Genomic DNA, 11,385 nt, shown 5'->3' with positions numbered 1-11,385 from the left:
TCGGACGCCGGCCGGCTTGATTTTCCGAAATCGCTGACCACCTTGAACTGACCCCAGGGGGCATTCGGCGGGGGTTACTTTGCCGAAGCCTGCCGGGGACAGCCGTCCGCCCGCCGTGCTATAATATCAACGAAACCAGTGAATTTGCGAGAGCAATCATGGCAGTGCATCAGGTCAATCCGCAAGGTTCGAAGCTTGCCGCACTCGATCCGATCTGGGATCGCGTCCGGGGCGAGGCGGAGGACATCGTCCGCCGCGAGCCCGAGCTTGCTTCCTTCATCTATTCGACCGTGCTGCATCACGAGCGCCTCGAAGATTCGGTGGTGCATCGTCTCGCCGAGCGGCTCGATCATTCGGCGCTATCGGGCGATCTGATCCGCCAGACCTATGACGAGGCGCTGCGCGACGAACCCGATCTCGGCAACGCGTTCCGCGCCGACCTGGTCGCGGTCTACGACCGCGATCCCGCAACCTCACGCTTCATCGATCCGTTGCTCTACTTCAAGGGGTTCCACGCCCTGCAGACCCATCGTCTCGCACACTGGCTCTACAGAAAGGGCCGCAAGGACTTTGCCTATTATCTGCAGAGCAGGTCGTCGGCGGTGTTTCAAACCGACATTAATCCGGCGGCCGTGATCGGCCGCGGCATTTTCCTCGATCACGCGACCGGCTTCGTCTGCGGCGAGACCGCCGTGATCGACGACGACGTTTCGATCCTGCACGACGTCACGCTGGGCGGCACCGGCAAGGAGAACGAGGACCGTCATCCGAAGATCAGGCGCGGCGTGCTGATCGGGGCGGGCGCAAAGATTCTCGGCAATATCGAGATCGGCCATTGCGCGCGCATCGCTGCGGGCTCGGTGGTGGTCAAGCCGGTGCCTCACAACGTCACGGTGGCCGGCGTTCCCGCAAAGATCGTCGGCGAGGCCGGCTGTGCGGAGCCGTCGCGCACCATGGATCAGATGCTCGGCGCAATCGGCCTTTGATTTTCCACACATTCTGCCCGCCGTATTTGTGAAGTTACGGCTGGTAGTCTGCGCCGTCTCGTCCTAAAAACCTCCCGGAAATTCAAAGTATCCGATTGGAGACCGCCGTGGACGTTCAGGAAGTCAGGAAACTCGACGCCTATCTCAAGCGCGTATTCGGCAATCCAAAGATCCGCGTTGTGCCGCGGCCGAAAAAGGACGACTCCGCAGAAGTCTATATCGGCGAGGAGTTCATCGGCGTGCTGTTCGTCGATGACGAGGACGACGATCGCTCGTTCCAGTTTCAGATGGCGATCCTCGAGGAAGATCTGGCCGACGTCGGCTGAGACGCGTGCCGCGACGTTGTGGGTGGGCAAAGCGAAAGCGTGCCCACCACTTGTCTTTCTCGTATTGTGAGTTGTTATGGTGGGCACGGCGCAATTGCGCCTTTGCCCATCCTACGAACCCGAGGCCCCGGCGGGTTCGCTAACCCTTCCGCCCGCGCATCTGCGCCGTCAAGCGCTCCATCGCATTCGCAACGTCGCGCCATTGCGACAGCCAGCTCCGCGGAAAGCGAAACGTCAGGTCGGCGCCGTCGACGCGGCGCTCGCTCAGGCACATGCCGGGCGTCAGGCCGTCGCGCGTACAGCGCGCGTTGAGGTTCGGCGTCGCGGCGGAGAACAGGTCTTCGTTGGCGTAGGGTGAGCCGTCGCGAAAGGCGCGCATTGTCAAACCGTCATCGACCGGTGTTGCGGCCTGCCCGAGGTAGCGCGGATAGATCGTGCGGACTCGCGCGTCGGGCCCCAGTGTGTCGTGGTGAGCCGATATCGACAGGAAGATCCGGTCGATCGGTTGTAGCTTCTCCTCGATCGCGTCAGCGCTGACGCGCTTCGGCGCATCCGGTGGTTCCAGCGACGGGAAGACGAAGCTGAGATCGACCCGCTCCTGCGGCCCGGAGTGGCGTTGGATCTTCCGCCGGATCGCCGCTGTCGGCACGTTGAAGAGGGAGGCGCCGACGCTGACCGGCAACCGTTCCGGAGCGCTGGCAGGGCGCGCTACCCAGGTCGGCCACAGCAAATAGGCGACCAGCGCAACGGCGCCCGCGGTGACCGTTGCCGCGACCATGATCAGGACCATGTGCGAGCGCGGATCCCTGCGGGTGTCGCGGGCGAGGTGCTGGGCCGTCGAAAGCAGGGTCATGAACGATGCATCGGTCGAGGAAGAGCCAGGCGAATCATCCCGCGAATATGCCATGGGGGGCATGATTTCCTCATGATTTCGCGGGAGTTCCGGCCTCGCCAGCCATGCGCAAACGATGTCCCGGCGGCCCGTTGTTAACCTTTCCTTAAGGATGCTGTGGCGGCCACCGCCCAATTTTGCGAAAGCAGGGCGCGGTTTTTCGAGTAGGGGAAGTTGCCATGTCGCCCGATGCGTTGAATTCCCTGTTCGCCCTTTGCATCGGCTTTGCGTTCGCGGGCGCGCTCGCCAGCGGCTATCAGGCGATGGCGGCGCGGCCGGCGGGGTTCGCGCTGCTTGGCGAAGGCGTGGCGCCGAAGACGTTTGCGGCCGTGCCGTTTCTGGTTTTCGCCGCACCGTTCATCATCATGCGCAATACGTTGCGCGGCGCGCAGATCGAGCGCCGCCGCTTCGAATTCGTGATGATGGCGACCGTGCTGTCAGGCTTCTGGAGCCTGATGTCCGGCACGTTTTTCCTGATGACGCTGCGCGCCACCGGTGTGCTGGCCTGAGGCTCGCGGCCTGCTCGCTTGATCCCGCGCCAGCGGCCGTGCCAAGGTCTCCGCCAACGGAGACCTTTTTGCTATGGCGATCTACGAACTCGACGGACAGGGACCTGAACTCCCCGGAGACGGAAACTATTTCATCGCAGATACCGCTGCCGTGATCGGCAAGGTGCGCCTTCTGAATTCGGCCAGCGTGTGGTTCGGCGCGGTGCTGCGCGGCGACAATGAGTGGATCGAGATCGGCGAAGGCTCCAACGTGCAGGACAATTCCACCTGCCATACCGACCGCGGCTTCCCCCTTACGATCGGCAAGAACTGCACCGTCGGCCACAATGTCATCCTGCACGGCTGCACGCTCGAAGACGACGCGCTGGTCGGAATGGGCTCGATCGTCATGAACGGCGCCAGGATCCGCCGCGGCAGCATCGTCGGCGCGGGATCGGTCATCACCGAAGGCAAGGAATATCCCGAATACTCCCTGATCATCGGCTCGCCCGCGCGCGTCATTCGCACGCTGACGCCGGAGCAGGTGACGGCGATGGGAAGTGCGGCGAAATTCTACGCGCTCAACGGTCCGCGATTCAAAAACGGGCTGAAGAAGATAGGTTGAAGACGGCAGCCTGCTTTTCGGCGAGATCATGGGAAAGACGCCGCGAGAACTGTTTCCCCCATCGGCTGCCGAATTGATCGAGAAACGGGACCGCCAGTTGCTGGAGCGAAAGCAGCAACTCGAGGCAATCGTCGACACCGTCGAGAATCCCGTCAAGGGCAGGCGCACCATTGCGGTGCGAAGACTTCAGATCGGCGGTCCGGATCGTGAATCGCACCTGTTCGTCAGCATGGTCGAGGATCGGACCGGTCAGACCGAAGTTGCGGCCCGGACGGGAGTTGCGGCGTAACGGATCGCTCCGACCGAATGCTGCAGCAGCTTAGTTGCCTTCGCTCTTGTTCGCCTCTCCGGCGCCGGCGACCTTTTCATGGCCGGCGGCCCAGAGCGCATGCTCCTCGCTGCCGTCGTGATACGGATTGGCTTCCGCCGGAATGTTCTGGCGTGCGGCGCGCTGGCCCTGCTCGAAAGGGTCCGGATCGGAATTCATGATGGCGTCTTTCCGGCTTTCGATCTTGTGTTCTTCGGTGTCGACGTCTTCGAGAGCCCCGCACTTTTTCGCAGCGCATCCTTGAGGTCTACGGGAATGCCGTGCTTCTTGAGCAGGTCTGCAAAGGCCTCGTCGGCCAGTTCCTGAAACGTCGCCATCCGGTCGCGTGCAAGCTGGGTGAGCTTGTCGAGCGTGTCATCGTCGAAGGCGATCAATTTGCGCAAGCGCGGCCAACTCCGGGCGTCGAGCGGTTGTGAATGAATGATCCGGCGGCGGAATTGTTCCGGCAGGAACAACGGCGGGACGCCATCGTTGCTCTAAAAAAGGAGATTCCAATGAAGCTGGCATCTGCAGCCGCCGCAGTTGCGGCGATCACAATCCTGATATCCCCGATCGTATCGTTTGCTCAGAGCGCGGGCGGATCCGCGGGTGGGTCATCAGCCGGTAGCAGCAGCGGCAGCGCCGCGGGCGCGCCGGGTGCGGGCTCTACCGGGGCCGGTACGACCGGGACCGGCACGCAAGGCATCAGCGGCGTTTCTCCCGGGACTGCCGCTCCCGGGGGATTGAACAATGCCGGTCAAGGTCCGGGTGGCGCGGCGAACCCGTCCAGACTTGTGTCGCCGCCTCCGCCGGGCACCAACACCGCCGGCACCGCACAGTCGTCAGGCCCCGGCAGCGGTGTAACGACGGGAACGAGCAGGCAGATGAGCGGCGATGCCGAGATCAATGAAGAGAACAAGCAAGTCGACCGCAAGATCAAGGGCATCTGCCGCGGCTGCTGACATCGCTTCCGCGGCCCGCTTACGGAAGAGCGCAAAACAGCCCAAAATAGCTCAAGCCATCTCCGAGAAATCGATCTAGACTTGACGCCGGATCCTCGCGGGTCCGGCGGCGAATGCGTTGTCTTCGTCGAGGCCAAGGCCACGGCGGGAGATGCTGCGCTGCGATGTTACCGAGACCGTTGTTTGAGGAATGCCGTTCGCGTCACATCGGGGATGTTGAACATGCTCACAGCGCCTGCATTGACATTGATGTTCTTGATTGTCGTGATTGCTCTGGGTGCAGCTTTCGTCTGGATGTTCTGGGAGATCGAACAGACGATGTCCAGGCTGCGCTGGATGTCGGGACCTCATCGCAGGGGCGATCGTCTCGGATAGCCGGCCTGACACCGCGCACAGTCACGTTCCGCGCAATAGCCGGAATCTGCCGGCGGCGTCATTATGCGCAATTTTCCGAAAAATTGCGCTTGTTCTTTGATGCATCCTTAGATGGTCGATTGCCATGTTGCGGTTCCGCGCGTGGAACCCGCGCACGTCCGACAAAGAATTTGTGGAGACGACAAGTTTTGAAATGCGGCCGGCCTTAAGCGGATGTTGGTTCGATGATCGTCTCATCCACGTCGTGTCTCTCGCCGGCCATCAAATCGTGCACCAGAGAGTTTCGAGCTTCCGTCAGCTTGATCGCGCTGTTGTGGGGCTTGAGTTGCGCGCAGCCGTCGATGGCGCAATCGCTGCCGACCGGCGGAACGGTGGCGAGCGGGAACGTTGCGATCAGTTCGACGTCGCCGACCAGCCTCACGATCAGCCAATCGAGCCGCACCGGCATCGTCAACTGGTCGAGCTTTTCGGTCGGGCAGGGCTACCAGGTTCAGTTCAATAACGGCAGCGGCGCGACGCTCAACCGCGTGACCGGCAACGTGCCGTCGTCGATCAATGGCGTGGTGTCGGCGACCGGCTCGGTCTACCTCGTCAATCCGTCGGGCATCGTCGTCGGCCCGACCGGCGTAATCAAGACCGGCGGCAGCTTTGTGGCCTCGACGCTGGACGTCCGGGATGCCGAGTTCCGCGCCGGAGGATCGCTGACCTTCAGCGGCAACAGCAACGCCTCGGTCGTCAATCTCGGCAAGATCGGCGCGTCGAAGGGCGACGTCGTCCTGATCGCGCGCCAGGTTCGTAACGACGGCTCGCTGACGGCGCGCAACGGCACCGCCGCGATGGCCTCCGGCAGCGAGGTGGTGCTGAGCGACGGCTCGCTCGGCAATGGCAAGGTGCTGGTGCGGCGTCCGGCGCAGGACGGCGAGATCCGCAACAGCGGCGCAATCCGCGCCGCCGAAGTGGAATTGCGCGCCAATGGCGGCAACATCTATGCGCTTGCCGGCAACACCGGGCGGGCCATCACGGCAACAGGCGTCGCCAGCAAGGGCGGACGAATTTTTCTGACGGCCGAGGGCGGTTCGGTCAACGTGACGCAGAAGGTCGTGGCGCGGCGCGTGCAAGCTAACGCGGCGCGGCGCTCGTTCACCGGCGGCGACGTCGTCGTCAGCGGCGACAAGGTCGTGGTCAGCGGCACGATCGAGGCGAAGGGTAACGGCGGCGCAGGCGGCGGCATCGTGGTGACGGGCACGGACGTCACCCTGACTTCGGGCGCTGCGATCGACGCCAGCGGGACGTCGGGCGGCACCGTGCTGATCGGCGGCGACCGGGCCGGCGGATCGGACGCCGCGCTGAAGTTTCTGCCGCAGGCGATCGCCAACGCGCAGACCACGACGATCGAGGCAGGTGCGACGATCACCGCCGACGGCATATCGGGCGGTGGCGGCAACGTGGTGGTGTGGTCGGACGGTACGACGTCGTTTGCCGGCGCGATCAGCGCCAATGGTCTGCGCGGCGGCTTCATCGAGACTTCGGGGCATACGCTCAACTTCAATGGCGGCAGCATCAATGCCGGCCGAGGCGGCACCTGGCTGCTCGATCCCGTGGATTTGACGATCGATGCGACGCTTGCCGGCACCATCGCGACCACGCTCAACGCGGGCAGCAACGTTACTCAGGAGACGAACGCGTCCGGCAGCGGCGGCTATGGCGACATCACCGTGGCAAGCGGCATAGCTTGGGCGAGCGATGCGACGCTGACGCTCAGCGCCTATCGCAACATCGCGGTCAACGCCAATATCACGAGCGCCGGCGGTGGCGGTGTCGTGCTGCGCGCCGACAATGCCGGCACAGGCACTGGCACTGTGATGTTCGGCGGCGGGCAGATATCGACGGCGGGAGCCGTCTCGATCTACTACAACCCGACCGGCAGCAATTCGACCGTCAATACCACCAAATACTCGGCACCGACGCAGACGAATTTCAGCGGCAACGTCACCGGCGGCGCCACGCTGAAGACGTACATGCTGGTCAACACCGTCTATGACCTGCAGAACATGAACAACAACAAGGCCGGCACCTATGCGCTTGGCCATGATATCGATGCCGGCATCACGTCCACCTGGAACAGCGGCGCCGGGTTCGAGCCGATCGGGGGCGGCAACACCTTCACCGGAAACTTGGACGGCCAGGGCCGCACGATCTCCGGCCTCTTCATCAATCGAATAACCCAAAGCGCCGGGCTGATCAGCTATCTCGGCACCGGCGCCACGGTGAGCAACCTCGGCATCATCGGTGCGACCGTAACCGGCAGGACGGCTGTCGGCGCGGTCGTCGGCACGAACTACGGGGCGGTCTCGAATGTCTATTCGAACGGATCGGTCACCGCCATCGAAGCCGGCGCCGGCGGTCTCGTCGGCTACAACTTTCAGACCGTGTCGAATGCCTATTCGAACAGCACGGTCAGCGGACCGCTCCATGTTGGCGGCGCCATCGGGCTGAACAATATCGCCAATCTCGGCGGCGGCATCATCAGCGCCGGCTCGATATCGCAGGTCTATGCGACGGGCGCCGTGATCGGCACGGGCGGCAGCCCGAGCTCTGTCGGCGGGCTTGTCGGTTACAACGGCAACTCCATCACGCAATCCTACTGGGATAGTTACACGACGGGGCGGGCGTCCGGCGTCGGCGCCGGCGGTTCGGCCGGCGTGACGGCCGTGACCAGCGACCCGGCACAATCCGCCGCGGCCAATTACGCCTTCAAGCAGAGCGCCTACGGCAACTTCAGCTTTCCGGGAACGGGCACGACCGGCTGGTTCATGGTCGACGGCCAGACCCGGCCGTTCGGCCGCTGGGAATACCAGACCATCATCACCAACGCGCACCAGCTGCAGCTGATGGCGATGAATCTCGGCGCGAGCTACACGCTGGCGGGCAATATCGACCTCGGCTCCAGCCTGGCGGCCGTCGGCGGCAAATATCCTGGCATGTGGTCGTCGGCGGGTTTCGTCCCGATCGGCAGCACCGCCACGAAATTCACCGGAGCGTTCAATGGCCAAGGCTACACCATTGCCAACCTGACCATCAATCGGCCGACCACCGACGATGTCGGGCTGTTCGGATATGTTGGAGCTGGTGTAACGGTGCAGGACGTGGGTCTGCTGGGCGCCGCAGTGACCGGCAAGGCCGAGGTCGGCGGGCTGGCCGGCAACAACGCCGGGACCATCACGCGGTCCTACGCGACCGGCGTGGTGAACGGCACCAGCAATGATGTCGGCGGGCTGGTCGGGTACAACGTTGGTACGGGCAGCAACATCACGCAATCCTATGCCAGCGTGACGGTCGGCAGCCCCGATTTTTATGTCGGCGGGCTTGTCGGCTACAATGAAGGCGCGATCGCGCAAGCCTACGCCGTAGGTGCCGTCAGCGGCCAGAGCGCCGGCGGTCTTGCAGGCTTCAGTGGCGGCACCATCACCCAGGCCTACGCGGCCGGGGCGGTGAGCGGCGCCAGCACCCTCGGTGGGCTGGTCGGCGATCAGACGGGCACCATCACCCAATCCTATTGGGACACGGTGACATCAGGCCAGAATACCGCCATCGGAACCGGGACCGTCTCCGGTGGGATCGGCCTGACGACCAGCCAGATGCGGAATCCTGCCAACTACGCGACCACCTACGCCGGCTGGGACTTCGCCAACGTGTGGTCGGCGCCGAGCGCCGGCTACTATCCGCAGCTCTACGGCGTCAACTACGTGCTGCGTGTCGATCCCGCCAATGCGTCGCGGGCCTACGGCGATGCCAACCCGGCTCTCGGCTATACGGTCTACGGCCTGCACACGGGCGACACATCAGCCATTCTCGCCGGCTTCTCGCTGTCGACGGCGGCGACGACGACGTCCAATGTCGGCAGCTACGCGATCACAGCGGGCGGCAGCGCCGCCAGCACCGGCGGGCAGGCCTATCGCCTGATCCAAACGCCTGCCGCGCTGACGATAACGCCGCGAGCGATCATGGTGACGGCCGATGCCAAGAGCCGGACCTATGGCGATGCCAACCCGGCGCTGACCTATCAGGTCGGTGGTGCGGGCCTGGTCAACGGCGATACGCTGTCGGGCGCGCTGGCGACGTCGGCGACGACAGCCAGCAATGTCGGCGTCTACGGGATCGGGCAGGGCACGCTCGCGGTCTCCGGCAACTATGCTCTGAACTATACAAGCGCCAACCTGACCGTCACGCCGCGCGCGATTACCGTGACGGCCGACGCCAAGAGCCGGGCCTATGGCGATGTCAATCCGGCGCTGACCTATCAGGTCGGCGGCTCGGGCCTCGCCAACGGCGACACGCTGTCGGGCGCGCTGGCGACATCGGCGACGACAGCCAGCAATGTCGGTGTCTACGGCATCAGCCAGGGCACGCTGGCTGCCTCGACCAACTACGCGCTGAACTATGCGAGCGCCGACCTCACCGTCAGCCAGCGGGCGATCACGGTGACGGCCGATGCGAAGAGCCGGGCCTATGGCGACACAAACCCAGCCTTGACCTATCAGGTCGGCGGCTCGGGCCTCGCCAACGGCGACACGCTGTCGGGCGCGCTCGCGACGTCGGCGACCGCAGCCAGCAATGTCGGTGTCTACGGCATCAGCCAGGGCACGCTGGCTGCCTCGACCAACTACGCGCTGAACTATGCGAGCGCCAACCTGACCGTCAGCCAGCGGGCGATCACCGTGGCGGCCGACGCCAAGAGCCGCGCCTATGGCGATGCCAATCCCGCGTTGACCTATCAGGTCGGTGGGTCAGGGCTTGCCAACGGCGATACGTTGTCGGGCGCGCTGGCGACATCGGCGACAATTTCGAGCAATGTCGGCACCTACGGTATCACGCAGGGCTCGCTCACGGCCTCGACCAACTACGCGCTGAACTATGCGAGCGCCGACTTGACCGTCGCCCAGCGGGCGATCACGGTGACGGCCGATGCGAAGAGCCGTGCCTACGGCGATGCCAACCCGGCCTTGACCTATCAGGTTAACGGTGCGGGACTGGTCAATGGCGACACGTTGTCAGGTGCGCTGGCGACATCGGCGACAACAGCCAGCAATATCGGCGCCTACGGAATCAGTCAGGGAACATTGGCGGCTTCGACCAACTACGCGCTCAACTATGCGAACGCCGACCTCACCGTCACCCAGCGGGCGATCACGGTGACGGCCGATGCGAAGAGCCGCACCTATGGCGACACCAACCCGGCGCTGACCTATCAGGTCGGCGGCTTCGGGCTGGCCAATGGCGATACGTTGTCAGGTGCTCTCGCGACATCGGCGACAACTTCGAGCAATGTCGGCGTCTACGGGATCGGACAGGGCACGCTGGCGGCCTCGGGCAACTACGCGCTGAACTATGCGAGCGCCAATCTGACGGTCACCCAGCGGGCGATCACGGTGACAGCCGATGCGAAGAGCCGCGCCTATGGCGACACAAACCCGGCCTTGACCTATCAGGTCGGCGGCTCGGGTCTGGTCAATGGAGATACGCTGTCGGGAGCGCTGGCGACTTCGGCGATGGCAACGAGCAATGTCGGGGTTTACGGCATTACGCAAGGGAGCCTCGCAGCCTCGACCAACTACGCACTCAACTATGCGAGCGCCAATCTCACCGTCACGCCGCGCGCGATCACCGTGACGGCGGATGCGAAGAGCCGTACCTATGGCGACACAAACCCGGCCTTGACCTATCAGGTCGGCGGCGCGGGCCTCGCCAACGGCGACACGCTATCAGGAGCGCTGGCGACGTCAGCCACGACTTCCAGCGATGCCGGCGTCTACGGCATCACGCAGGGGACGCTCGCGGCCTCATCGAACTACGCCTTCGCCTTTGTTGGAGCGAACCTCACGGTTACGCCAGCGGCGGCCCGTCGCGTACCTACCGCAGAACTCGGAGCTTACGTGAAGTCGCGGGTGGCTTTGCCCGCGCCGCAGCCGCTCGAGCAGATGCGCGAGCCCGTAAGCATCGAGCAACCGTCTCCCGCAATCATCTGCAAATCCAGGCAATGCCTTGAGCTTCCTCATCCTCACAATCGGCGGATTGGCGAACGCGCCAGATTCGTCGATACGATGATCAATCGTGATCGGCTGCCGGCCTTTGTCGACAATTGATGTTGATTGCGTGAGGCCACGGCAAGCGGCCACACATTCCGATGTGTTGATGCACGTATAAGTTGGTGTGAGCGGAGTCGCTTCAACCGTGCACGCTGCAGTTATGCCACACACGGAACTCAACCTTAAACCGTTCTTAATCCATAAACCATATTGATTGACTTACTCATTGTTCGCCGTGTGCGACAGAACGTCGGAACGTGCAAACTCATGCAAACTCATACGTCGATATTCCGAAGCCCCTGCAGGCTCCGGTCGTCATGATGCAGTCGCTTTCACGA

At 63.7% G+C, this 11,385-nt stretch carries 11 protein-coding genes; 8 read left to right on the top strand and 3 right to left on the bottom strand.

Annotation, left to right across the window (positions count from 1 at the left end):
* Nucleotides 1-158 precede the first annotated feature (158 nt).
* Nucleotides 159-986 (top strand): serine O-acetyltransferase, encoded by an 828-nt coding sequence (gene cysE / locus V1279_RS20460; protein ID WP_334439358.1) that lies wholly within the window; start codon nt 159-161, stop codon nt 984-986.
* Between the two features lie 107 nt (nt 987-1,093).
* Nucleotides 1,094-1,312 carry a DUF3126 family protein gene (locus V1279_RS20455; RefSeq protein WP_025590201.1) on the top strand — a complete coding sequence of 73 codons (219 nt, stop codon included), beginning with the start codon at nt 1,094-1,096 and terminating at the stop codon, nt 1,310-1,312.
* 139 nt (nt 1,313-1,451) lie between these two features.
* Here the strand turns inward: V1279_RS20455 and V1279_RS20450 are convergent, their stop codons facing one another.
* Complete coding sequence (locus V1279_RS20450; protein WP_442894901.1) at nt 1,452-2,165, bottom strand: hypothetical protein; 714 nt, start codon at nt 2,163-2,165, stop codon at nt 1,452-1,454.
* 218 nt (nt 2,166-2,383) lie between these two features.
* Between V1279_RS20450 and V1279_RS20445 the strand changes: the two genes are divergently transcribed.
* The 3 genes from V1279_RS20445 (at nt 2,384) to V1279_RS20435 (ending at nt 3,606) form a co-directional block, all read left to right on the top strand.
* On the top strand, nt 2,384-2,713 hold the full coding sequence (locus V1279_RS20445) for a DUF6949 family protein (RefSeq protein ID WP_334439354.1): 330 nt from the start codon (nt 2,384-2,386) through the stop codon (nt 2,711-2,713).
* A gap of 73 nt (nt 2,714-2,786) precedes the next feature.
* Entirely contained in the window at nt 2,787-3,317 is a 531-nt protein-coding gene (locus V1279_RS20440; protein WP_334439351.1) for a gamma carbonic anhydrase family protein, read from the top strand.
* 10 nt (nt 3,318-3,327) lie between these two features.
* Nucleotides 3,328-3,606: a PAS domain-containing protein gene (locus V1279_RS20435; RefSeq protein WP_334446494.1), complete on the top strand. Its 279-nt coding sequence runs from the start codon at nt 3,328-3,330 to the stop codon at nt 3,604-3,606.
* Nucleotides 3,607-3,636: 30 nt separating this feature from the next.
* Here the strand turns inward: V1279_RS20435 and V1279_RS20430 are convergent, their stop codons facing one another.
* Entirely contained in the window at nt 3,637-3,804 is a 168-nt protein-coding gene (locus V1279_RS20430; RefSeq protein ID WP_334439348.1) for a hypothetical protein, read from the bottom strand.
* Nucleotides 3,801-4,028, bottom strand: a complete 228-nt coding sequence (locus V1279_RS20425) for a hypothetical protein (RefSeq protein ID WP_334439345.1) — start codon at nt 4,026-4,028, stop codon at nt 3,801-3,803. The genes V1279_RS20430 and V1279_RS20425 overlap by 4 nt, the downstream gene beginning before the upstream one ends.
* Before the next feature lie 111 nt (nt 4,029-4,139).
* Here V1279_RS20425 and V1279_RS20420 point away from each other — a divergent pair, with 111 nt between their 5' ends.
* The 3 genes from V1279_RS20420 (at nt 4,140) to V1279_RS20410 (ending at nt 11,104) form a co-directional block, all read left to right on the top strand.
* Nucleotides 4,140-4,586, top strand: coding sequence for a hypothetical protein (locus tag V1279_RS20420; protein ID WP_334439342.1), 447 nt, complete (start codon nt 4,140-4,142; stop codon nt 4,584-4,586).
* Between the two features lie 222 nt (nt 4,587-4,808).
* Nucleotides 4,809-4,961 (top strand): hypothetical protein, encoded by a 153-nt coding sequence (locus tag V1279_RS20415; RefSeq protein ID WP_334439339.1) that lies wholly within the window; start codon nt 4,809-4,811, stop codon nt 4,959-4,961.
* 224 nt (nt 4,962-5,185) lie between these two features.
* Nucleotides 5,186-11,104 carry an MBG domain-containing protein gene (locus tag V1279_RS20410; RefSeq protein WP_334439338.1) on the top strand — a complete coding sequence of 1,973 codons (5,919 nt, stop codon included), beginning with the start codon at nt 5,186-5,188 and terminating at the stop codon, nt 11,102-11,104.
* The last annotated feature ends 281 nt before the right edge of the window (nt 11,105-11,385 follow it).

The organism is Bradyrhizobium sp. AZCC 1610, from assembly GCF_036924515.1.
Classification (GTDB): Bacteria; Pseudomonadota; Alphaproteobacteria; order Rhizobiales; family Xanthobacteraceae; genus Bradyrhizobium.
Note: the sequence above shows the minus strand (reverse complement) of the source record. Positions and strands in the feature narration are given on the sequence as shown.

Bases quoted from the DNA above. Each gene is read 5' to 3' on its own strand.
- cysE (WP_334439358.1), top strand. From the start codon at position 159: ATGGCAGTGCATCAGGTCAATCCGCAAGGTTCGAAGCTTGCCGCACTC.
- V1279_RS20450 (WP_442894901.1), bottom strand. From the start codon at position 2,165: ATGACCCTGCTTTCGACGGCCCAGCACCTCGCCCGCGACACCCGCAGG.
- V1279_RS20445 (WP_334439354.1), top strand. From the start codon at position 2,384: ATGTCGCCCGATGCGTTGAATTCCCTGTTCGCCCTTTGCATCGGCTTT.
- V1279_RS20440 (WP_334439351.1), top strand. From the start codon at position 2,787: ATGGCGATCTACGAACTCGACGGACAGGGACCTGAACTCCCCGGAGAC.
- V1279_RS20430 (WP_334439348.1), bottom strand. From the start codon at position 3,804: ATGAATTCCGATCCGGACCCTTTCGAGCAGGGCCAGCGCGCCGCACGC.
- V1279_RS20420 (WP_334439342.1), top strand. From the start codon at position 4,140: ATGAAGCTGGCATCTGCAGCCGCCGCAGTTGCGGCGATCACAATCCTG.
- V1279_RS20415 (WP_334439339.1), top strand. From the start codon at position 4,809: ATGCTCACAGCGCCTGCATTGACATTGATGTTCTTGATTGTCGTGATT.
- V1279_RS20410 (WP_334439338.1), top strand. From the start codon at position 5,186: ATGATCGTCTCATCCACGTCGTGTCTCTCGCCGGCCATCAAATCGTGC.